This is a genomic window from Martelella sp. HB161492, assembly GCF_013184775.1.
Lineage (GTDB): Bacteria > Pseudomonadota > Alphaproteobacteria > Rhizobiales > Rhizobiaceae > Martelella.
In genome coordinates, this window is the sequence record NZ_JAATVV010000023.1 from 1 (window position 1) to 22,499 (window position 22,499).

Consider the following 22,499-nt stretch of genomic DNA (forward strand, 5'->3'; position numbering starts at 1 on the left):
GGTCCATCTCAACACGGGAAGCTATAGCGAAAACGGCACGGCCGGGCTTTATGGCGGCAGCGATAATTCCGACGTCACCTATACCACGCTCGGCATCAGGGCGGGTCACAGCTTCCGTCTCAGCCAGGTTGACGCGAAGCTCCATGGCATGCTGGGCTGGCAACATGCATTCGGTGACACGACCTCATCGGCAACCCATGCCTTTGTCACATCCAATGCCTTTACCGTCACCGGCGTACCGATTGCCGAAGATGCTGCCATCGTAAAAGCCGGGATCGATTTCGGCGTGACCAAAAGCACGACATTCGGCTTCGCCTATCAGGGACGGTTTGGCAGCAATGCACGAGAAAACGTCGTGAGTGCAAATCTGAACGTAGCGTTCTAGGAGCTCCAGTCGAAAGCGAACTGATCGGATTGTCCGTCGGAAACGCCCGTCTCAGGAAAACAGGTCTTTGTTCGCGGAAATGTCCGGCCCTTGACCGTCTCAAAGCGTTGCGCTTCAACTACGGAATACCGATTTCAATCTTACATATCATGACAAAGATCCATCTTGGCCCGATCAAATAGATCAATCGCGATGACTTCGGTGCGTGGCATCGGCCCGCTTCCCGCGTTTCTTGACCGGATAGAAGGACCACATGCTGCCGCGCAGCTTTTTGCCGAGGCGGGGTTGCCGATTGATGTTGCAGGCGAAGCTGAACGCATGGTGCCGCTCAATAACCTGATTGCACTTTACGAAGCGGCTGCCCATATGACTGGCGATCCGCTTCTGGGGCTGAAGACAGGGCGGGTGATGATCGATGCCTATGGCACTTGGGTTGCCTATTCGCGCGCCGCGCCGACACTGCGTGGCTGTCTTCAGCGGGCGGCCAGGGCGATTGCCTATCACCAGACTGGCACTGCGTTAGAATTGTCGACCAGCGGATCGCGTGCGCAATTCACCTATCACGTATTTGGTCTCCGTCCTGCTGAACGTCTTCAGCATCTGCAGCATACTATACCTGCCCTGCTCAGCTCATTTCGATGCTATGCCGGTCAGCATTGGAAACCGGACTGGATAGAGCTGGACGTCGGTTATGACCAGCGCATTGAAGAAATGGCGAGAGCGTTATCCGTACCGATCCGCAGCGGAAGCCATGCCATGGCGTTTGCTTTCCCGTCTAGGCTTCTCGAGAACCGGCGACACGTTCAAAGCGAACCTTTGTCGCAGCCGGGATGGCGTGACTTGAAAACCATGGTACAGGGGCGTCCGCCGAATGCCTTCTCCGCGCTTGTTCGCGAGACAATTCATCTGGATCTGACCTGCACGCTGCATGGCAGCAAGCCTTCAGGCGCGTGTGCTCGACAATCATGCTATATACAATGTTGCCTTCGCCTTGACCGAGTTTCGCTCGCCGCAGTTCTATGATGCGGTCCGAGCTGTACGAGTAGCCGGCCTATGAGTGTTGATTTGCGACAGCTATTCCCAGCCATCGTTTTCACCTCCAAGGTCGAAGTGATTTCGTGCGACAACTTTCGCCTGGATCGCCTTCATTCCCCATTTCCCACGCTTCTTATCCAAACTTGCAACGGCCACGCCTTCCACAAGATCGCCCGCTTGTATCCCTTCAGCAGTGATCATGTGAGGAGGAATGAAGATATCTCCACGTGTGAACCCCAGTCCGCTCGGCGTCACGTTCGTTGCGTCGCGGAATGGGCGACAGACATCAGGAGAAAGTGATTGTTCGGTGGGTTCAATCTCGAGAATACGCGTGCGAAGGCCGTTCTTCGAATGGTACTGGGAAAGACGAACTGCGACGATGGTTCCAATCTCCAAGACGATCAAGGCCGAGCTATTGTGGCAGCAGTCCTGGCGAACGCGTCGTGATACCGAAGTCGCCATCTTCGAATACATCAACGGCTTCTACAATCCGCGCCGTCGCCACTCAGCCCCAGGCTGGAAAAGCCCCTTGGCTTTCGAGCGAAAGGTAGCTTAAGTGAGTAATCCGAGCGGCACAAATACGCGACAGGTCCAAGCCTTCTGCATCGAAGCAGTCGAGGAAGCGCTTGCTCGTTACGGCAAGCCCGACATCTTCAACACGGATAGTCATACGATTGGTGCCAGTTCTCGGATGGTTTGACTCGAACACCGATCGACCATTCGCTGGGTTGGCGCCGCATGGCCTCTCGGAGTGATCTGACTCTCATTCCGATCGACCTGACACGTGTCTTTCCCTGGACCTGTCGATCATCCGGGAACGCCCTGCGGCGAGCTTGTCTCAAAAGATGCGCGTGACCCAAGAAGGGCCTGACCATCCGGTCTCATGACTGTCCTGTCCCTGCATTCTTCTGAGCAAAGTTTGTTCATGTGCCGCAGGAAAGGATCATCGAATGGCCGAACACCCAGAAGCTTCTCACGTTGTCGGAGGCGTCGATACCCACAAGGACTTGCACGTGGCTGCGGTCGTCGATCATCAGGACCGCGCTCTTGGCACCGAGAGCTTTCCAACGACCCGTCATGGGTATCGCTTGATGCTGGCCTGGATGAGGTCTTTTGGCGATCTGCAGCGTATCGGGATTGAATGCTCAGGAAGCTATGGCGCGGGATTGCTGCGGTACATGAAGGCGGCTGGCGTCGAAGTTCTGGAAGTCACGGCACCTGACAAGCTCGACCGCCGTCGTCGCGGCAAGAACGATGACTTCGATGCGGAAAGCGCCGCCCATGCCGCCTTTGCTGAACGACACACGGTGACGCCGCGAAGCCGGGACGGAATGGTCGAAAGTCTTCGTGTTCTCAGGGTATGCCGCAAAACAGCCGTTCAGGCGCGCCGCATTGCCCTGCAGATGATTCAGACGACGATTGTCTGCGCCCCCGACAAATTGCGAGACCCGCTGCGGCAAATGACGCGCATGCAGCTGATCCGTACGCTGGCAGCTTTGCGGCCTGATCTCACGGCGTATCGGGAAGTCGAAGAAGCCTATCGCATCTCGCTCAAATCCTTGGCGCGGCGTTATCTGGAACTGCATGACGAGATCGCAGATCTGGACGACATGATTGAAGCCATCGTTAAAGATCTCGCCCCTGAACTGCTAGGACAGACAGCAATCGGTCTAAACAGCGCGGCGCAACTACTGCTGACGGCTGGCGATAATCCCGAGCGCTTGAAATCCGAAGCGAGTTTTGCAGCCCTCTGCGGCGTCAGCCCGGTTCCTGCATCTTCCGGCAAGACTGTCCGACACCGACTGAACAGAGGCGGTGATCGCGCAGCCAACAGCGCTATCCACATCATCGCGATCGGACGGCTGCGACTGGACCCACGCACCCAGGCCTATGTTGCCAAGCGCATTGCTGCCGGAAACTCAAAGCTCGAGGCCATTCGCAGCCTCAAGCGCTACATCGCCCGCGAAGTCTTCGGCATCATCATGCGGCGCCAAAAACAGATCAATCAGACTCAAATCGCCGCTTGACACTTAGAAGGGCGTCAGGCCGGTAGCGCTGACCAACCGCAGTTCAGCACTCTAGTCTTCAAGTTTTCGCACCACCTTCACCTCTGGCCCCAAATAACCAGACTCCAACTGTTGAACCGGTTTGGAGTATTTCATGCCAAGTTTATGAAGGCCGTCATGATGAGTGCGGTAGTGAAGGTCACCGCTGATTTCGTCCATGTTCTTGTGAGCTGGTTTGGAGTCATTGAGGAGTGCGCCGGCACTCAAGCGCGTAACTTAGGCTAGGGGTCTGTCGCTTTTTTTCGGCGGGTGCGCGGTGGACGGCGTCGGTCGCCATGGGTTGCCAATCTGGGCGGTCGTTTGAGCTCAGTCAGACTGCTGGTCGTGTATCAGGCGAAAATGCTTTTCTCCGCTTAGCAGAGACTCGGCAATGGCTTCGCGAATGGCATCAATGAACAGGTTCGCTTCCGGGCTGAAGATGGCGCCACGTTCGCGGATCAAGGCGAATTCATTGGTCATGGACGGTCCGAAAGGGCGCATTTCGATATTGGTGTCCGGGTAGCCGCTGGCAATAACGGCATCGAGAATTGCAATACCGATGCCAGCTGAGACAAATGCGCAGGTGGCGGTCAATGCACCAGTCTCAATAAGCCCATTCAGAACCACGCCCTCTGATCGGAAGGCCTCGACAATCTCGTAGCGTTCCTCGTGGCGGCGGGAGAGCAGAATGACCGCTTCGCCCTCCAGATCGTGAGGAACCAAGGTCTTTTTTCTGGTCAGGAGATGCCCCTGCGGCAGAACACAGACATATTCCGATTGGAGAATCGGAAACATATCCACACCGCGATGTGTGATCGGCAGCCGGGCTATCCCGAAATCCCAATCGCCGGCCGCGACAGATTCCACAGCTTCCCCGGCGGGAAGATATTCCAACGTCACACCTAGCCCCGGTTGCTTTCGCTGCAGGCGCTTGATTGCTGCGGGGACGATATTGACGACGAAGCTTTGCGGCATAACGACGTTCAACCATCCCGTTGCCTTGGCCTGCAGGCGATCAGCGGCATTGGACAGTTTTTCGATCGAACTCAGGGTTCTGTCGACTTCGGTGAAGAAATTGCGGCCTTCGTTCGTTGGTACGAGGCGTTTCTTAATGCGCTGAAAAAGCTGTACTTTCAGCTCTTCTTCCAAAGCTATAACCAGGTTGCTGACAGTTGGCTGCGATAGGCCCAGTGCCCGTGCCGCGCCGGTTATGGAACCGGTGCTGACAACGGCTCTGAACGCTTCAAGCTGACGCATCTTAATTCGCACGGCCTTGTCCCTTGCGGCTTGGAAACCGGTACGCGACCAAAGCGTGCACCGCGCCAATCTATAGTTCATTTGCGCTTACGTGGAGAATACAAAATTTTTCAAATGATCTCATTCAATTAATAAATGATTGTTTTTTATGTGTTTTTTGGCTTCATTTCCGATGAGGTCAAATTCTCAAAAAGGGGAACATGATGAGAAAAATCCTTTTGGCTGCATGCACGGCGGCGTTGCTTGCCGGTTCGGCTATTCCGACGCTTGCAGAGAAAGTGACGTGGTCCTATTCGGCTGATGTCTCCACGCTTGATCCTTACGCGCTGGATCAGACGTTCAATCTCGGCGTTCTTGGCAATGTCTATGAAGGTCTTATCGAGCGTGGTCCGCATATGGAGATCCAGCCGGCACTTGCCACAAGCTGGGAAATCGTCGATCCGAAACGCTGGCGCTTCCATTTGCGACAGGGCGTCACCTTTCAGGACGGACAGCCTTTCACCGCTGATGACGTGGTGTTCTCTGTCGAGCGATCGCTCTCGGAAGGTTCGCTGATCAAGAGTTCAAAGATGCACAGTGTTGTCGGTGCCGAAAAGGTTGATGACTACACGGTGGACATTCTCCTGAGCGAGCCCAACCCCATTCTGATCAATGATTGGGGTAACTGGTACATTATGTCGAAAAGCTGGGCTGACGAACACGGCGTGAAAGCCGATCCCAGCGCGGAAGACATCCAGCACAGCTATGCCTCGACCCACGCCAATGGCACCGGTCCCTACAAGATCACCGATCGCGAACCCGACAGCAAGACGGTTGCGGTACGCAATGACGGCTGGTGGGGCGACGCCACCAACAATGTTACCGAGGTGGAGTTCCGGCCGATCGGTTCCAGTGCGACCCGCACGGCTGCCCTTCTGTCAGGTGAGATTGATCTTGCCGTTCCGGTTCCGCTGCAGGATCAGCAGCGTATCGAGGATGCACCCGGTGTCCGGTTGTTGGCCGGGCCGGAACTGCGCGTTGTCTTCGTCGGTATGGATGTCGATCCGGCACCACTTCCGGGCAGCGACACGGATGCAAATCCGCTCTCCAGCCGCGACGTGCGTGAAGCGGTCTATCGGGCCATCAATGTCGATGCCATTCAGCGTGTGATCATGCGCGGCAAGGCTATTCCGACGGCGGCCATGGTGCCACAGGAGTTTCATGGCTTCCCGAAGGACATGACACGGTTCCCCTATGATCTGGATAAGGCCAAGGAACTGCTGGCATCTGCAGGCTATGCGGATGGTTTTTCCACGACGATGGAATGCCCCAACAACCGCTATGTTAATGATGAGGCGATCTGCACTGCAATCGTCGGCATGCTGGCCAAGGTCGGCATCACCGTCAGTCTTGATGCCATGCCGGTTAGCCAGCTGGTCACCAGCCTTGCTGACACCAATCGCCGTCGCGGTCTCTGGTTCCTGGGGCTTTCACCGGGCAATATCGATGCCAATGGGCTGATGCAGGAATCTATCCACACCCGCACCGGTTCCTGGGGAACCTGGAATGCCGGTCATCTGAACGACACGAAACTTGATGCGATCATCGAGGCTTCCGTCAGTGAATCCGACCCTGCAAAGCGCGACGCGCTTCTGGCGCAATCGCAGCAGATTGTTCACGATCAGGTCTACTTCATCCCGATCCATCAACAGACGCTCTCCTGGGGTGTCAGCGACAAGCTGGACGTCGTCCAGCGTCCGGATGACGTGTTCGTCTGGAAATATGCCAACGTCAAGGACTGACGCCGAATGAAACGGCCCTGCCCGGTGATGTTTGCCGGGCAGGGCATGGCCTTACCAGGACAAGACCATGATAAGCTTTATGCTCCGGCGCGCATTGCAGGCGATTTTCGTCATGCTGTGCGTCGCCTTCATCGCATTCCTGATGTTCAGCTATCTCGGCGATCCCGTGCTCAATATGGTTGGCGCTGATGCGTCCCTTGCCGAGCGCGATGCCGTTCGCCAGGCGCTGGGCCTCAACGATCCGCTGCCAGTGCGCTATGCCGCCTTTGTCTGGCGCATGCTGCATGGTGATTTCGGCGTATCCTACAGGCTGGGCATGCCGGTAGCCTCACTGATTGCCGCTCGCCTGCCGGCAACGCTGGAGCTTTCTTTCTGCGCGGTGTTCCTGTCGATCATCGTCGGCATTCCAGCCGGGGTCTACACGGCCATTCGCCGCAACAGCCTTTCCTCGCATGTTCTGCTGATCGGTTCGCTTGTTGGTGTGTCTTTGCCGACATTCCTGATCGGCATGTTTCTGATCCTGTTCTTCTCGGTCGATCTCGGCTGGCTGCCTTCGTTCGGGCGTGGGGACACGGTCTCCCTCGGTGGTTGGAACACGGGGTTTCTCACCTTGAGCGGCCTGCGGTCTCTGATCCTGCCAACCATCACGCTGGCCTTCTTCCAGACGACCCTTATCGTCCGGCTGGTGCGCGCCGAGATGCTTGAAGTGCTGGAAGAAGACTATATCCGCTTTGCACGCGCCCGTGGTCTTTCCGATCGTGTCATCTGGTTCAAGGAAGCACTGAAGAACACGCTGGTGCCGGTCACCACCATCATTGGTCTGCAGATGGGTGCCGTGATCGCCTTCTCGATCATCACCGAAACTGTATTTCAGTGGCCGGGGCTAGGACTGCTTTTCATCAATGCCGTCGAATTTGCCGATGTGCCGATCCTGGCGTCCTATCTGGTCCTGGTCTCGGCCTTTTTCGTCGTGCTCAATCTTGCGGTTGACCTTCTCTACTATCGTATTGATCCGCGCCTGCGCGGTTCGCAGGGAGCCTCCCGATGAGCGACAATACAATCCCGGCGGGTGAAGGGCGTTCGCTTCTGGTCCGCATTCTCGACAGCGATCTCTGGTACAGCTTCAGCCGGTCTCCGGTGGCGGTGATTTCCGCCTTCATCTTTCTGGTTCTCACCCTTTCTGCCATTTTTGCCGGTGTTGTGGCGCCGCATAATCCCTTTCTGGCGCCGGATCTGATGAATGGCCTGCTGCCGCCGATGTGGGAGCCGGGCGGCGTCAGTGATTTTCCGCTCGGAACAGACGATCAGGGACGTGGCGTGCTGTCGCTGATCCTTTACGGCATGCGGGTATCCCTGTTTGTCGGACTGGCGGCGGTATTGCTGTCGGCCGCACTCGGCCTGTTCCTTGGGCTTCTGGCTGGTTTTTTTGGTGGTGTGATTGATGCCTTCATCATGCGTGTCGCCGATATTCAGCTGTCCTTCCCCAATATTCTGGTGGCGCTTCTGATTGATGGTATCGTCAGCGCAACCTTTGGCCATGAGATGCAGAACCGGCTCGCCCTGCCTGTACTGATCCTGGCGATCGGCCTGTCCGATTGGGTCCAATATGCCCGGACGGTGCGCGGTTCGACGCTGGTGGAGCGCCGTCGCGAATATGTCCAGGCTGCCCGCATCATGCATCTGTCGCCCGTCACGATCCTGTTCCGGCATATCCTGCCGAATATTATGGGGCCGGTTGTGGTTATCGGTACGCTGGGTCTTGCCAATGCCATTATTGCCGAGGCGACGCTATCCTTCCTTGGCGTCGGCCTGCCGCCGACACGGCCCTCGCTCGGCACGCTGATCCGTACCGGCAATGACTATCTCTTTTCCGGTGAATGGTGGATCACAGTCTGGCCTGCGCTGGCACTCGTGCTCCTATCACTTTCCGTCAACGTCTTTGGTGACTGGCTGCGCGATGCACTCAATCCGAGGATCAAGGGATGACGGAGGCGACTATGAACAACATAACAGCCGCAGCGCCGGTTCTGACGATCGACCACATGAGCGCGGCTTTCAAGACGCGGCGTGGCTCCGTAGAGGCCCTGTCCGATATCAATCTGCAGCTTCAGGCCGGCGAGATCCTGGCACTTGTCGGTGAATCCGGCGCAGGCAAGTCGCTGACCAGCAGCTGCGTCAATGGGCTCCTGCCGCGCAACTGCTCGATCACGTCGGGCGAAATCAGGCTGAACGGAAAGCGTATCGACCGGCTTGGAACGCGCGCCATGGAAAAGATCCGCGGTGCCGAGATCGGCACCGTGTTTCAGGATCCGCTGACCAGCCTCAATCCGCTTTTCACCGTCTGTGAACAGATCGTGCGTACCTTGAAGGCGCACAGGGTGATGACGCGGGAAGCGGCCGAGGCTGAGGCCTTGAGGTTGCTGGAGGAGGTCGGTATTCCCGCTGCACGTCAGCGGCTGCACTGCTATCCGCATGAATTCTCCGGCGGCATGAGACAGCGTGTCGTGATTGCCATGGCTCTGGCATTGCGTCCCGGCCTGATTATTGCTGATGAGCCGACGACCGCGCTTGATGTCTCGATCCAGGCGCAGATTCTCGATCTGTTGCGGCGGCTCAGCCGGGAACACGGTTCTTCCGTCATTCTCGTCACTCACGACATGGGTGTTGTCGCCGAGACAGCGGATCGTGTTGCCGTGCTTTATGCCGGGCGGATCGTCGAGACCGGGCCGGTGGCGGATGTGCTGCTCAAGCCAGCTCATCCCTATACGAAAGGGCTTTTGGCGGCGATCCCATCGCTCGAGCGCAAGGTCGAGCGGCTGCCGCAAATTCCAGGCGCCATGCCTTCCATGCACGCCGTTCCGCAGGGCTGTGCCTTTCATCCGCGCTGTCCTGTCGCAACAGATGCCTGCATGGCTGAGCGTCCTGCCTTCTTCTCGGCAGGGGAGCGCCTGGTGGCCTGCCTTCACGCCGGGGAGATCCGTTGATGAGCGATCAGTCAATCAAAACCGCTGCCGCTGGCGATCTGGTGGCCTTAAATCTTGCAAAGATCTACAAGGTCTCGGCCGGACCAGGCCAGGCAAGAAACATTGCTGTCCACGCTGTCCGCGATGTGTCGCTGGCGCTTCAGCCCGGCAGGACAATGGCACTGGTGGGCGAGAGCGGTTGCGGCAAGTCGACCATCGCCCGTATGCTGGTCGGGCTGGAGCCGATCAGTGGTGGCGATATTGCTCTTGATGGTATCGATCTTTCGGCAAAGGGCGCGCGCAAGGCCGCCTGGAAGCGCCATCGCCGCATTCAGATGATCTTTCAGGATCCCTATGCCAGCCTCAATCCGCGCTGGCGGATCGCACGCATTCTTGCCGAAGCACTGCGCGCCTCTGGCCGAATTGACCGGGCGGAGTTGAAGACACGTATTCTGGCCATACTTGAGCAGGTCGGCCTTCCCAAAAGCGCTGCAGACAAGTTTCCGCATGAATTTTCCGGTGGTCAGCGCCAGCGCATCTCGATTGCCCGTGCGCTTGCCTGTGATCCTCAATTCCTGATCTGTGACGAGCCGACCTCGGCGCTGGATGTTTCCGTTCAGGCGCAGATCCTTAATCTGTTGAAGGATATCCAGAGCGATTTCGGTCTCTCCTTCCTGCTGATCACGCATGATCTGTCGGTCGTTCATCATATGGCTGACCATGTCGGGGTGATGTATCTTGGCCGGCTGGTTGAGGATCGCGCGGCGGAGGCGCTGTTTGCCGCGCCGCTGCATCCCTACACAAAGACATTGCTGGAAACGATCCCGCGTGCTGACAAGCCAGGGCGGATCCCGCCAGCCATGACGGGCGAAGTCCCCAATCCGCTGCAGCCTCCAGCCGGATGCCCGTTCAATCCCCGTTGTTCCGCAGCGAGTGATCGCTGTCGAAGCGAAGCGCCGCTTCCTTTCGCGGTTCCAGGCGGAACCGTTTCATGCCATGCCATTGAAGAAGGCCGTTTATAATGACGCATACCCAATCCAATCCCGAAACCCGGCAGTTTTGTTTCGATCCGGAAGCTCTGCATATGGATCTGATGTTAAGGGCACCGCGTCAGCTTGGCTTCTCTGATGGCGTTGATCTGGAACGCTGGAGCGACGAACTGCGCGCCAAGCTGACCGAACTCCTGAGAATGCCCGTTCATCCCGGTACATCGGCAAGGCCGGTTCTGCTCGGTGAAGCGCAGGACTGCGGCGACTATCTGCGCCAGCGCCTTGTCTTTACCGCTGAGCCGGGCGCGGATGTGCCTTGCACACTGCTGCTGCCGAAGGGCAAGGAGGGGCCTCTGCCGGTCATGATCTGCCTGCAAGGGCATACGACAGGCGCGCATATTTCTCTCGGTGAGGCGAAATATGAGGGCGATGAAAACTCGCTCGGCGGTGATCGCGATTTCGCGCTCCAGGCCGTCCGGCGTGGTTTTGCGGCGCTGGCGATGGAGCAGCGTGCTTTCGGCGAGCGTCATGATCACAGACCTGAGGACCATCGCCGCACCGGTGATCTTGCCCGCAACGATGACAACCGCACCTGCAAGCACCCCGCCATGACTGCGCTTCTTGTCGGTCGCACGCTTCTCGGTGAACGAGTTTTCGATGTCATTCGCGCCTGCGACGCGATCGAGGAAATCGCCACGCTGGATGCCGATCGCATCTACATCATGGGGCAGTCTGGCGGCGGTACCGTCGGATGGTATGCAAGCGCAGTCGAGCCACGGCTCAAGGCCTCCATGCTTGCGTCTTTCTTTGGCACTGTTGCCGGCACAATTGGTGCGATCGACCACTGCACGGACAACTACCTGCCCGATATGCTGACATGGCTTGATTTCCCCGATATTGCCGGTGCCATGCGCGGGACCAAGATCCTCGTCGTCATGGGCCGGCTCGACCCGCTTTTCCCGCATGCGAGCGTGCTGGAAGCAAGTGATCATGTCGCTCGGATCTTCAAGGCGCAGGGACGGGAACAGGACTTTGCATTGGCTGTCGGAGAGGGGGGGCACCGCTTCTACGCAGATCTTGCCTGGCCGAAATTCTTGGCGATGATTTGATGTCCAAGGCGGCTGGATTGATCCTTTCTTGTGACCCGCCGGGTCAGTTCTCAGTGGCAATCAACACAAGCGTGTCGTCAACGACATTCGCCCCCACCCCGTCATCCATTACGGAGAATAGCGCTATGTGGTCGGGAGTGAAGTCGAGCAGCTGAAGATTGGAGCGTTGACGCATTTCAGGGGTTGAGGCCGGTATACTAGAGTCAAAGCCGCCGTCAGGCAGGTTGGCTGCTCATGGCCACATCCGCGATCTGGCTCTCACCCGGGAGCCAGTTTCTTCTCATCCAGACACTATAAGTATCTTCTGGACGTCGTCAAACCCGGTTCCAAACGTGCTGCCGTCGCGTTCTGCAAAGACTTCATGAATTTGGTCTCGACCCCTCCTGATCGATCAATTCCGGATGGGCTCTTGTGCTTGAGTTGCATGCAGACGCGGAATATGAAACAAGCGAGCACGTTCGACGCTGTTCGTTTCTGGGTATTTCGGCAGCTCTAATCCCCGATAATGGTCGTGTTGCCGGATGGACCTCCGCAACGCGGGAGGCGACGGAATTGGCGACAGAAAAAGTGAGAGGCAAGCACCCGGTCGAAGACCTCCTCTACGACCGTCTGGTGGATGCGATCATCGACAAGCACCTTCGTCCGGGGCAGCACCTGAACGAGGTGAAGCTTGCGGAACGTTTTGATGTGCCGCGTTCTCGCGTAAGGCGGGTTCTTGAGCGCCTGCGTGACGAAGATGTTGTCGTCTTTGAACTGAACCGTGGGGCTTTTGTCAGCAGACCCACGACCAAGGAAGCGCACAATGTCTTCGAGACCCGTCGCCACCTGGAAGACCTTGTGGTGCGGCTTGCCTGCGAGCGTGCCACGCCTGAAGATATCGCTTTGCTGCGTGAAAATCTGCGCGACGAGCGTGAAGCCTTCGCGGCGATGCGCTCCGACGTCAACCGCGTTGCCGCCAATTTCCATTTTGCCATCGCCCGTATCTCCGGAAACGGGGTTCTGGAAAAAATGGTCGCTCAGCTGATCCGCCGCTGCGTTCTGGTGCAGTCGGTCTATGAAAAGAAATCCGGCATTCTGTGTCTCTCTGAAGAGCATGGCAGTCTTATCGACTGCATCGAGAAGAATGATCCGGAAGGCGCGGCTCATCTCATGGCGCATCATTTCGATCACATCATTTCCAGCCTGGATCTGACGGAGGCCCGGCGCGCCGAGATCGACTCCTTCGAATTCATCTGACTGTAGCCATCGCCGCGCAGGCTGTTTTCGCCCGTTCTCGCAGCGCGAGAGCGCCGGCGTGTTTGCCATCTTCGTCAACGTACATATCAACAGGCTGCCACCAAAATTCAGGGAATAATTATCGCCCGCATTGACGCATGCAATATTGCGTGCAATCGTGCATGCATTAATTTGGAGATCATGCATTGGATAATTCCCCCCTGTTCGAAGGGCCTGTTCGCGACATCGTCGGCTACGGGCGTAACATTCCGCAAGGCGCCTGGCCCAATGGTGCCAGGCTGGCGGTCAATGTCGTTGTCAACTATGAGGAAGGTTCCGAGCGCTCCTATGCAATGGGCGATCCCGATCAGGAGCCGATGACCGAGTGGGGCAGCTATCCGCTTCCGAATTCCGTGCGCAACATCGCGATGGAGACCATGTATGAATATGGCTCCCGCGTCGGCATCTGGCGTGTCCTCGATGCGCTCGGCGATGCCGGCATCCCCTCGACCTTTTTTGCCTGTGCCGTTGCTTTCGAGCAGAATCCGGACGTCGCACGCGAGGCTGTCGCCGCCGGTCACGAAATCTGCAGCCACGGCTATCGCTGGGAAGAGGTCTTCCGTCTGACGGAAGAGGAGGAGCGCGAGCACATCCGGCTTGCCGTTGAATCCTTTGAAAAGACCTGCGGCCGCCGTCCGGTCGGTTGGTACTGCCGTTATGGGCCGAGCGTACGAACGCGCAAGTTGCTGATCGAAGAGGGCGGCTTCAAGTATGATTCCGATGCCTATAACGACGATGTGCCTTATTTTGTGAAGGTCGATGGTGTCCGCCGCCTGGTCGTGCCGTACACGTGCGACATCAATGATCTGCGCTTCTGGAATTCTCCGGGCCTGTCTCAGGCGGACGATTTTTTCCACTACATGCGCGAGAGCTTCGACACGCTTTATGCGGAAGCCGCGAAGGGCCCGCGCATGATGTCGATCGGCCTTCATCCGCGCATGATCGGTCGCCCCGGCCGTATCCGTTCGCTGAAACGCTTCTTCGATTACGCCAAGCAGTATTCCGATGTCTGGTTTACCACGCGCGACGAGATCGCAAACGCCTGGCTCGAGCGCGACGAGAACGGCCAATGATCAAAGACGTCGACGTCGAGGCGGTCTCGACCGAAAGCTTTTCTTTTTTCGGGCTTCTCTGTGAGGTCGGCAGCATGCTGCCGGTCGCCACGGAACGGCCGGAGCTGAAGGCCTGGGTCGAGATGAAGCACATGCCGATCTTTCCGCCGGAAGGCCTTCGGGTCGACACGCTCGAACGACACCGCTTCGACAGTCAGACGTTCGTGCCGGTCGCCGGTGAGGACTACATTGCAGTGGTCTGCCCGAAGACTGTCGACGGAGCGCCGGACGTTTCTGCCGCGCGCGCCTTCCGGATCCCCGGGGGCACGGCGATGCAGTATCACCGCGACGTCTGGCACGCACATATGAGCGTGGTTCACGGCACCGGATTGATGGCGGTGATCATGAAACGAGACTTCTCGGATGCCGATTGTGAGTTTCATTCGCTGAACGAAAACGCAATCGCAGTTTGGTTGAACGGACACCTGCCAAGAGGTGACAAGAAATAAGCCCGGCCCGCTTCGGGTACCCGATAAACAAAACTCAGCTTTTTGAAAGATCAGAGTGGAACAATGACAAAAAAACTCATTCTAGACGTCGATACAGGAACCGATGATGCCGTTGCCATCATGCTGGCAGCTTTGCATGACGATCTGGAGCTGGTCGGTTGCACCACAGTGAACGGCAATACGTCGGTGGAAAACTGCACTGAGAACACGCTCAAGGTGCTCGATTATATCGGCATGCCGAAGATCCCGGTCCATCAGGGTTTGACGCGGCCGATCGCGCGGCAGGATTTCCCCGAGCCCCGCAAGGAAGGCGATCAGGGCAGCCGTATCCACGGACCGAAGCTGCCGCTGCCCGACACTTCGCTGAAGGCGAAGTCGAATAACGCCGTCGAGTATCTGATCGAGACCTTCCGCAACGCCACCGACGAGATCGCGCTGGTTCCAGTCGGCCCGCTCAGCAACATTGCGGCCGCTCTTGCGCTTGATCCGGATTTCGTCAAGAACGTTCCGGAAGTCGTCATCATGGGCGGCTCTCACGGCTGGGGAAACCGGACTGCTGCTGCTGAATTCAATATCTGGGCCGACCCTGAGGCCGCTGCCATGGTGTTCGGAGCAGGTTTCCGGAAAGTCACCATGGTTCCGCTCGATGCTACCTATCAGGCGGCTCTTTGCACGGCGCACGCCGATGCGCTTGAAGCGCATGGCACGCCGGCCGGCAAGGCTGCCGCGACCTTCCTCAAGCATCGCATCGCCAGTTATGACAGTATTCAGCCGCTTCCCACCAAGGGCTATGCGCCGATCCACGACGCGCTTGCCGTGGCCGCGCTGATCGCGCCGGAAGTGATCGACACCAAGTTCCTTCACGTCGATGTCGAAACCGTCGGTACGCTGACTGTGGGGCGTACGGTCATCGACACTCAGGTGCGCACCGAAGCCTTCCGCCGAAAGCCCGCCAACTGCCATGTGGCATTCGGCGCCAACCGTGATCTCTTTTTCTCTTTCCTGAACAGCGCCTTTAGCCCGAAGGCCTGAGACTACGCTCCGCCTCTGCCGCCATCTGATCGGCCGGGGCGCAAAAATAACGACGCCAAAAAGGCGCAATCCGGGAAACGCCAGGAGGACAACAATGTCGATCCTCGCCCTCTCTTCTGCCAAAAGGCACTCAAAAACCGCAAGGGGAATGTAATGTTTCGTAAGCTACTGGCGTGCTGCGCCATCGGACTTGCTGCTGTCGTATCGGCAGCTCCAGCCAACGCCAAGGATAGCATCCGCGTTGCAATGATCACTTCGGAATCCGGTCTCGGCGACCGTTCGTTCAACGACATGATGGCTGCTGGCCTCGAGAAGGCTAAGAAGGATCTTGGCATCGATTATGTCATCATCCAGCCGCGCGCCGTTTCTGACTTCCAGTCGTCGCTTGCCCGTGCGGCCGGCCAGAAGTTCGATCTGATCGTTGGCAGCTCCTTCGATATGGTCAAGCCAATGGAGGCTGTCGCTGCCTCCTTCCCGGATCAGAAATTTGGTCTGATCGATGCCGGCATGACCGATCCGAACATCGTTGCCGCCATTCCGAAGGACTGGGAAGGTTCGTTCCTCGCAGGCTGGCTTGCCGCCAAGACCACCAAGACTGGCACGATCGGTTTCGTCGGCGGTCGTGACATTCCGGTCATCCACCGATTCTTCATCGGCTACTATTACGGCGCCAAGACAGCCAACCCCGACGTCAAGATTCTGGAACGCTATTCCGGCACATTCAACGATCCGGCTGTCGGCAAGGAATTCACCCTTGCAATGGTTGGCGAAGGCTCTGACGTCAACTACGCCGTTGCCGGTGCCACGAGCTCCGGCATCATCGATGCCGCTGCCGAAAGCAACACGCTCGCCATCGGTGTCGACTCCAACCAGAACTATCTGGCGCCTGGCCACGTTCTGACCTCAATGATGAAGCGCGTCGACAAGATCACCTACGACATGGTCCAGAGTGTGATCGACGGTGACTTCCAGGGCGGCAAGACCTTGATGTACGGCCTTAAGGAAGGCGGCGTCGGCCTCGCCATGGACGAAAATAACAAGGGCCTGATTTCTCCGGAGACCATGGCCGGTCTCGAAGCCATCAAGGCCAAGGTCGAATCCGGCGAGATCGTCGTTCCGAACTTCTTCGACCTGAAGCCTGGCCAGAAGGAAATGGGCACTCCCCCGATCGCTACTCCGCCGTCTGTTGCTGACGCAAAGTAAGCAGACGCATTCACGTGATCAGTCCGGCGCCCGAGATGCGGCGCCGGACAGCTGCCCTTAAGGAGTGCTCATGTCGTCCCTGACGGAAGAAGCCGTGAGCGTCAACAAGATCGTCAAACGGTTTGGCGATTTCACGGCTATTCACGATGCCTCTCTCACGGTTCGCAAGGGAGAGGTCCATGCCATTATCGGTGAGAACGGCGCCGGCAAGTCGACGCTGATGAACATCATATACGGTTTGCTGAAACCGAACGACGGGACGCTCAGCGTCAGTGGTCGGGAAGTCGATTTCAACGGGCCATCCGAAGCGATCGCCGCCGGTGTCGGCATGGTGCACCAGCATTTCAAGCTCGTGCCGAGCCTGACGGTGGCGGAAAACATCATCCTGGGCCATGAGCCGCTCACCGGCCGCGGACTGATCGATCGCCGCCGCGCGATCCGCGAGACCCGCGAAATCAGCCAGCGCTTCGGCCTTGAACTCAACCCCGAAGCGGTGATTTCGACCTTGCCGGTCGGGCTTCGTCAGCGCGTTGAAATCCTGAAGGCGCTTTACCGGCAGGCAGACACACTGATCCTCGACGAGCCGACTGCGGTTCTGACACCGCAGGAAACCCGTGAACTGTTCGCCACGATGCGCGTCTTCGCCGAGAGCGGCCGTTCGGTCATCTTCATCACCCACAAGCTGCGTGAAGTGCTCGCCGTTGCCGACCGCATCTCCGTGATGCGGCTCGGACGCACGACGGCGACGCTGGACAACGAGAATGTTACCGCCGAACAGCTTGCCAACCTCATGGTCGGTCGCGAGGTTACGCTCAAGGTCGTCAAGGACGAAGCCCGCGTGAAAGACGAGGTCGCGCTGGAGGTCGATGGACTTTCGGCCACCGGCCAGCAGGGCGAGAAGGTCATCGACAATCTGTCCTTCAGCGTCAGGCGCGGCGAGATCGTTGCGCTGGCCGGCGTTCAGGGTAACGGTCAGGACGAGATCGTCGAATGCGTGGCGGGTCTGAGGCGCTGGGACAGCGGAACGGTCAGGATCTTCGGAAAGAAGACCGGGCATCTGCCGGATCAGAACCGCGATGCCGGACTTGCCTATATTCCCGCCGATCGGGGCGGGCTGGGACTGTCGCTCGAAAGCGGCATCTGGGAAAACACCACGGTCGGTCACATCGACGAATTCGGCAAGAAGCCGTTCTTCAACACGCGTTCGGCAATGCTCAGTTCGCTTGATCTCATTCGCCGGTTCGATATCCGCGGCGCGGATCCCGAGAAGAAAGCCGGATCGCTTTCCGGCGGCAATCAGCAGAAGGTGCAGCTGGCGCGCGAGCTGACCCGCGATGCCGACCTCATCATCGCCGAACAGCCTTCCCAGGGTGTCGATATAGGCTCGATCGAGGGCATCCACCGCACACTCGTAGACATGCGCGACGCCGGTCGAGCGGTCTTCGTCATCTCCGCCGATCTCGACGAGGTATTCGCGCTCGCAGACCGGATACTGGTCATTTATCGCGGTCAGATCGTTGCCGATGTCAAGACGTCCGAAATCAGCCTCGAACAGGTGGGGCACTATATGGGCGGCCTCGGTCATGGTGACACAGAAGAAGGTGAGAGTGCTCATGCAGCCCACTGACAATCTACCCAAACGCAGCACGGGCGAAGTGATCCTTTCCGGTCTCAGGCTTCTGGTCGTGCCCCTTGTGGCGGTTCTGATCTCGATGGTGATCGGCGGCATCATCGTCCTCTTTCTCGGCGAGAACCCGTTCGAAGTCTATGCGATGATCTTCGAAGGCAGCGTCGTCGGTCTGCCGAACTTCCTCGTCACGCTGCAGTTCATGACGCCGCTCTTGTTCACCGGGCTTGCGATCGGCTTTTCCTTCCGTTCCGGTCTGGTCAATATCGGCGCCGAGGGTCAGTTGATCGTCGGTGCGCTGTTTGCCGGCATTGCGGGCTATGCCTTCGACATGCCTGCCTATATCCATCTTCCCGTCTGCATCATCGCCGCGATCATCGGCGGCATGCTCTGGGGGCTGCTGCCGGCGCTGCTGCGCGTCTATTTCAACGTCAACGAGCTTGTCGTTTGCCTGATGATGAACCCGATCGCGCTGCTGCTGACCGGCTGGATCGCGGCGCGCGTGCTGAAGGCGCCGGGGCCGACGAACAAGCTGCCCGACATCATGCCGAGCGCCGAGCTGGCGAACTTTTCGATCTATTCGCAGTTCAATGTCGGCTTTGTCATCGCCATCGCACTCTGCCTGGTGTTCCGCTACATCTACACCCGCACCAAGCCGGGCTTCGAATTTAAGATGATCGGCATGAACCCGCGCTTTGCGCATTACGGCGGCATTCGCGTGCGCCGGCAGGCGCTGACGGTGTTTCTCGTCAGTTCCGGCATCGCCGGGCTCGGCGGCGCCGAACAGGTTCTCGGCCAGTATCGAGCCTTCTACGAGAACTTCTCTCCGGGCTACGGTTTTGACGGCATCGCAGTGGCGATGCTCGCCAACAACAATCCGATCGGAATCATCTTCGCGGCCTTCCTCTTCGGCGCGCTCAACAGCGGCGGTGTCGTGCTGCAGATGATGACCGGCCTCAGCAAGCATCTGGTGCAGGTGCTGCAGTTCATCATCGTCCTGATCCTGGCCGCCAATTTCACCTGGCCGCAGATCGGGCACTGGCTGACGCGCAACAAGGCCACCAAGACGGCGGATCGCCAGTCGTCGGCAGAGGAATAGGAGTGAACCATGGATTCTGACCTCGTATTTTCTGCCATCCGCATCTCCACACCGCTGATCTTTGCGGCGATGGGCGGTCTGCTGACCTATCGTGCCGGCATGCTCAACATCGCCCTCGACGGCTTCATGATTGTCGCCTGCTTTGCCGCCGTCGGTGTCGCCTATGTGACTGGCAGCCTGTTCCTGGGGGTGGCCGCTGCGGTCGTCTGTTCGGTCGCGCTGTCGGCACTGCTGGTGCTGTTTGCCCTGAAATTCAAGGCGGATATCTTCATCGCCGGTGTTGCGATCACCTTTCTCGGTTATGGTCTCACCGCGCTGCTGCTGAAGGGCATCTTCAATCAGGACGGTGTTTTTGCGTCGCCGGACATTCCGCGCTTTACCGCGATCCATATCCCCGGCCTTGATGCAATCCCGTTCATCGGGCCGGTGCTCAACGACCATTCGCTGATGGTCTATCTGGCCTATCTCTCCGTGCCGGTGGTCGCATTCGTGCTTCATCGCACGCGCTGGGGACTGCGCGTCCGGGTCGTCGGCGAGGCCGAGGATGCGGCCGAGGCGGCAGGCGTCAACAGCCAGCGCATCAAGGTCCAGACCATGCTGCTTTCTGGCGTCTTCTGCGGCCTGGCCGGCGCTTACCTGTCGCTCGGTTATGTCACGCTGTTTGCCAACAAGATGACCAACGACCGTGGCCTGATCGCTCTTGCCGCGATCTTCTTCGCCAAGGGGCGACCCTATGCGACGGCGCTGGTTGCGCTTCTGTTCGGAACGTCGCAGGCGCTTTCAATCCGCCTGCCCGAGATAACGGGCATTGCTCCGCAACTTTTGCAGATCATCCCCTACGCGGTGACTGTGGCGGCGCTGGTCTTCGTCGGCGTGCGCAACACGCGCAAGCGGCAAAAGCGTGCCGCATGGCGTTTCGACGTCGAATAGTTCTGCTTCACATGCAGGCCGGTCGGGCTCCCCGGCCGGCTTCCTTATTTTCATCTGTCTTCTTTCGAGGTTCATCATGTCCGACTATGATCTTCTGGTTTCCGGAGGCCGGGTTGTTACCGGCAATGCCGTGGTTCTCTGCGATATCGGTATCAGGGATGGCGTGATCGTGGCGCTTGGCGCCGGGCTCGAGGGCAATGCAAAACGCCATATCGATGCGACGGGAATGATCGTGACTCCGGGTGGAGTTGATGGTCACGCCCATATCGACCAGCCTGACCATCCGTCTTCGATTGTTTGTGACAGCTTCGAGACCGCAACCCGTTCGGCAGCCGTGGGGGGCACGACTACGGTGGTTTCCTTCGCCTGGCAGCTTCCGGGGCATTCGCTGAAGGACACGGTCGCCGATTATCACGAGAAGGCCAAGGCCTCGAAGATCGACTACGCCTTCCACATGACCATCACCGATGCGACGGACACCGTTCTCGAAGACGAGCTTCCCGCCCTTGTCGATGCTGGCAACCGGTCGATCAAGGTGTTCATGACCTATGACGGCATCGGCATCGATGACCAGCAGATCCTGAAGGTCCTGGAGGCAGCGCGCCGGAACGGTGCGCTTGTCTGCGTTCATGCAGAACATCATGGTCTGATTGCACACATGACGGAAAAACTGGTCAGGGCCGGAAAGACCGAGCCGAAATACTTCCCGGATTCAAAGCCCATTGCCGCCGAACGGGAGGCGGTGAACCGGATCATCGCCCTTGCCGAAACGCTCGATGTGCCGATTGAAATTTTTCATGTTTCGGGCAAGGAGCCTGCGGACGAAATCGCGCGTGCCAAGGCGCGCGGGGTCAAGGTTTTCGCCGAGACCTGCCCGCAATATCTGGTGCTGACGAGGGACGATCTTGATCGTCCGGGCATCGAGGGCGCGAAGTTCATTTTTGGCCCGCCAGCGCGTACCAAAGACGACCAGCAAGCGCTGTGGCAGGCGATCGCGTCAGGCACGATCACGCTGATCTCGTCCGATCATTCCCCCAATCTTTTCTGGGGAGAGACGGGCAAGACACAGGGCAGGGACGATATCGGCTTTCACGAGATTCCGAACGGCATTCCCGGCATCGCCGCGCGTCTGCCGCTCCTTCACCATCATGGTGTCAACGCCGGCCACATCGACCTCGTCAAGTTCTGCGAGCTCGTATGCGCTGAACCGGCGCGCATGTTCGGCCTCTATCCGCGCAAGGGCGTGATCGCCATTGGCAGCGACGCGGATCTTGTGCTGTGGGATCGCAAGAAAGAGGTCACCCTCACAAACGAGATGATGCATCACGCCTGCGACTACACGCCCTACGAGGGCATGAAGGTTCGTGGCTTCCCGACGATGACGCTGCTGCGCGGTGATGTCATCGCCGAAAACGGAGAACCCGTGCAACGCGATCCGTCCGGGATTTATCTTGCCCGCGACGCCTACGACTATATCGCGCCATGAACTCAATCTAGCATGGCTGCGGAACGCGCAGAAACGCTCCTAAAGACTTGTCGAAGATTCCTAATCTGAGGGTCACGCGTTCGAATCGCGTCGGGATCACCAAAGATTTCAATTGGGTAGGCGCGGGGATCGTGTTCGGCTGTCTGGCCTGTTGTGCTTGTCGGCTTCGAAAGTACGCCATTGGCGTCGATGTGCGACCATAGCAAACCGTCGACCCATCGCTGGCCGCGGTCGACGATACCTCCAGCCACCGGGCCATGGGCCGTTTCCAAACGACCAATCACATCGATCTGAATAGCCCCGCGAATTGTAGACACCTCACAGGAAAACCGCGGGACCTTCCCCGGGCCGGTGGCCGGGCATTTGGCACCGCGCGGGTTGTCCAGTCTGAGGCTAAAGTCAGTCAGGCAGGCCGAAGGCGGGGAGAAAGGGGCTGTGAACGGACTGGCAGGTTTTGGCGTGTTTCGAGGGAATACCTGCCCTTGGCGGACGTGTCGGCCACTCGGATTGGGTTCTACCCCGCTTTAGTTTTTCATGGTCAAGCAGCATAAGTGGTGCCGAAAACCACTTGAGAGCGCGTGCCGGCTTGCTCAAACAGACCGAACCACTTCAATTTATGTCTTGTCGCAAAGCAGAATTGACCTTTGTCGTGAAATGGCAGGGCAAGTTCGCATTTTTCCAATAGAGACAAAAGTGAGCGGGGTTTCGCGACGCTTTTTAGT

The 22,499-nt window shown here is 58.3% G+C and carries 21 protein-coding genes and 1 pseudogene; 19 read left to right on the forward strand and 3 right to left on the reverse strand.

Features of this window, described 5'->3' with window-relative positions:
- Together HCK86_RS23245 and HCK86_RS23250 are read left to right on the forward strand one after the other, a co-directional pair.
- A partial coding sequence (locus HCK86_RS23245) for an autotransporter domain-containing protein (protein ID WP_176086882.1) occupies positions 1–385 on the forward strand: 385 nt, incomplete at its 5' end.
- A gap of 192 nt (positions 386–577) precedes the next feature.
- Positions 578–1,408: an AraC family transcriptional regulator ligand-binding domain-containing protein gene (locus HCK86_RS23250; RefSeq protein ID WP_176086883.1), complete on the forward strand. Its 831-nt coding sequence runs from the start codon at positions 578–580 to the stop codon at positions 1,406–1,408.
- 51 nt (positions 1,409–1,459) lie between these two features.
- Here the strand turns inward: HCK86_RS23250 and HCK86_RS23255 are convergent, their stop codons facing one another.
- Positions 1,460–1,894: a hypothetical protein gene (locus tag HCK86_RS23255; RefSeq protein WP_176086881.1), complete on the reverse strand. Its 435-nt coding sequence runs from the start codon at positions 1,892–1,894 to the stop codon at positions 1,460–1,462.
- Here HCK86_RS23255 and HCK86_RS23260 point away from each other — a divergent pair.
- Positions 1,815–1,976, forward strand: a pseudogene (locus tag HCK86_RS23260) (IS3 family transposase); the annotation flags it as partial. The gene HCK86_RS23255 and the pseudogene HCK86_RS23260 sit on opposite strands and share 80 nt — an antisense overlap.
- A gap of 394 nt (positions 1,977–2,370) precedes the next feature.
- The gene (locus HCK86_RS23265) at positions 2,371–3,447 is read left to right on the forward strand and encodes an IS110 family transposase (RefSeq protein WP_176086884.1); all 1,077 of its coding nucleotides are present in this window, start codon (positions 2,371–2,373) and stop codon (positions 3,445–3,447) included.
- 345 nt (positions 3,448–3,792) lie between these two features.
- Here HCK86_RS23265 and HCK86_RS23270 read toward each other — a convergent pair whose 3' ends face one another.
- Positions 3,793–4,722 carry a LysR substrate-binding domain-containing protein gene (locus HCK86_RS23270; RefSeq protein WP_176086885.1) on the reverse strand — a complete coding sequence of 310 codons (930 nt, stop codon included), beginning with the start codon at positions 4,720–4,722 and terminating at the stop codon, positions 3,793–3,795.
- Between the two features lie 200 nt (positions 4,723–4,922).
- Between HCK86_RS23270 and HCK86_RS23275 the strand changes: the two genes are divergently transcribed.
- The 15 genes from HCK86_RS23275 to hydA all read left to right on the forward strand — a co-directional run bounded on the left by HCK86_RS23275 (position 4,923) and on the right by hydA (position 21,777).
- Positions 4,923–6,503 (forward strand): ABC transporter substrate-binding protein, encoded by a 1,581-nt coding sequence (locus tag HCK86_RS23275; protein WP_176086886.1) that lies wholly within the window; start codon positions 4,923–4,925, stop codon positions 6,501–6,503.
- 67 nt (positions 6,504–6,570) lie between these two features.
- Positions 6,571–7,551 carry an ABC transporter permease gene (locus HCK86_RS23280; protein ID WP_176086887.1) on the forward strand — a complete coding sequence of 327 codons (981 nt, stop codon included), beginning with the start codon at positions 6,571–6,573 and terminating at the stop codon, positions 7,549–7,551.
- Positions 7,548–8,489, forward strand: coding sequence for an ABC transporter permease (locus tag HCK86_RS23285; protein ID WP_176086888.1), 942 nt, complete (start codon positions 7,548–7,550; stop codon positions 8,487–8,489). Before HCK86_RS23280 ends, HCK86_RS23285 begins: the two co-directional genes overlap by 4 nt.
- A gap of 11 nt (positions 8,490–8,500) precedes the next feature.
- Positions 8,501–9,487 carry an ABC transporter ATP-binding protein gene (locus tag HCK86_RS23290; protein WP_176086889.1) on the forward strand — a complete coding sequence of 329 codons (987 nt, stop codon included), beginning with the start codon at positions 8,501–8,503 and terminating at the stop codon, positions 9,485–9,487.
- On the forward strand, positions 9,487–10,488 hold the full coding sequence (locus HCK86_RS23295) for an oligopeptide/dipeptide ABC transporter ATP-binding protein (RefSeq protein WP_176086890.1): 1,002 nt from the start codon (positions 9,487–9,489) through the stop codon (positions 10,486–10,488). Before HCK86_RS23290 ends, HCK86_RS23295 begins: the two co-directional genes overlap by 1 nt.
- Entirely contained in the window at positions 10,488–11,564 is a 1,077-nt protein-coding gene (locus tag HCK86_RS23300) for an alpha/beta hydrolase family protein (RefSeq protein WP_176086891.1), read from the forward strand. Before HCK86_RS23295 ends, HCK86_RS23300 begins: the two co-directional genes overlap by 1 nt.
- A gap of 552 nt (positions 11,565–12,116) precedes the next feature.
- The gene (locus tag HCK86_RS23305; protein WP_176086892.1) at positions 12,117–12,800 is read left to right on the forward strand and encodes a GntR family transcriptional regulator; all 684 of its coding nucleotides are present in this window, start codon (positions 12,117–12,119) and stop codon (positions 12,798–12,800) included.
- Positions 12,801–12,985: 185 nt separating this feature from the next.
- Positions 12,986–13,912 (forward strand): allantoinase PuuE, encoded by a 927-nt coding sequence (locus tag HCK86_RS23310; protein WP_246739747.1) that lies wholly within the window; start codon positions 12,986–12,988, stop codon positions 13,910–13,912.
- Positions 13,909–14,400, forward strand: a complete 492-nt coding sequence (locus HCK86_RS23315) for an ureidoglycolate lyase (RefSeq protein ID WP_176086893.1) — start codon at positions 13,909–13,911, stop codon at positions 14,398–14,400. The genes HCK86_RS23310 and HCK86_RS23315 overlap by 4 nt, the downstream gene beginning before the upstream one ends.
- A gap of 63 nt (positions 14,401–14,463) precedes the next feature.
- Entirely contained in the window at positions 14,464–15,432 is a 969-nt protein-coding gene (locus tag HCK86_RS23320) for a nucleoside hydrolase (RefSeq protein WP_176086894.1), read from the forward strand.
- A 153-nt stretch (positions 15,433–15,585) separates the two neighbouring features.
- Positions 15,586–16,635 carry a BMP family ABC transporter substrate-binding protein gene (locus HCK86_RS23325; RefSeq protein ID WP_176086895.1) on the forward strand — a complete coding sequence of 350 codons (1,050 nt, stop codon included), beginning with the start codon at positions 15,586–15,588 and terminating at the stop codon, positions 16,633–16,635.
- Positions 16,636–16,705: 70 nt separating this feature from the next.
- On the forward strand, positions 16,706–18,262 hold the full coding sequence (locus HCK86_RS23330) for an ABC transporter ATP-binding protein (RefSeq protein WP_176086896.1): 1,557 nt from the start codon (positions 16,706–16,708) through the stop codon (positions 18,260–18,262).
- Complete coding sequence (locus tag HCK86_RS23335) at positions 18,249–19,361, forward strand: ABC transporter permease (RefSeq protein ID WP_176086897.1); 1,113 nt, start codon at positions 18,249–18,251, stop codon at positions 19,359–19,361. Before HCK86_RS23330 ends, HCK86_RS23335 begins: the two co-directional genes overlap by 14 nt.
- A 9-nt stretch (positions 19,362–19,370) precedes the next feature.
- Positions 19,371–20,291, forward strand: coding sequence for an ABC transporter permease (locus HCK86_RS23340; protein WP_176086898.1), 921 nt, complete (start codon positions 19,371–19,373; stop codon positions 20,289–20,291).
- 76 nt (positions 20,292–20,367) lie between these two features.
- Positions 20,368–21,777 (forward strand): dihydropyrimidinase, encoded by a 1,410-nt coding sequence (hydA, locus tag HCK86_RS23345; RefSeq protein WP_176086899.1) that lies wholly within the window; start codon positions 20,368–20,370, stop codon positions 21,775–21,777.
- Positions 21,778–22,315: 538 nt separating this feature from the next.
- On the opposite strand, the gene HCK86_RS23995 is transcribed toward hydA, so the two are convergent.
- On the reverse strand, positions 22,316–22,499 hold a 184-nt coding region (locus tag HCK86_RS23995), incomplete at its 5' end, for a hypothetical protein (RefSeq protein ID WP_210260023.1).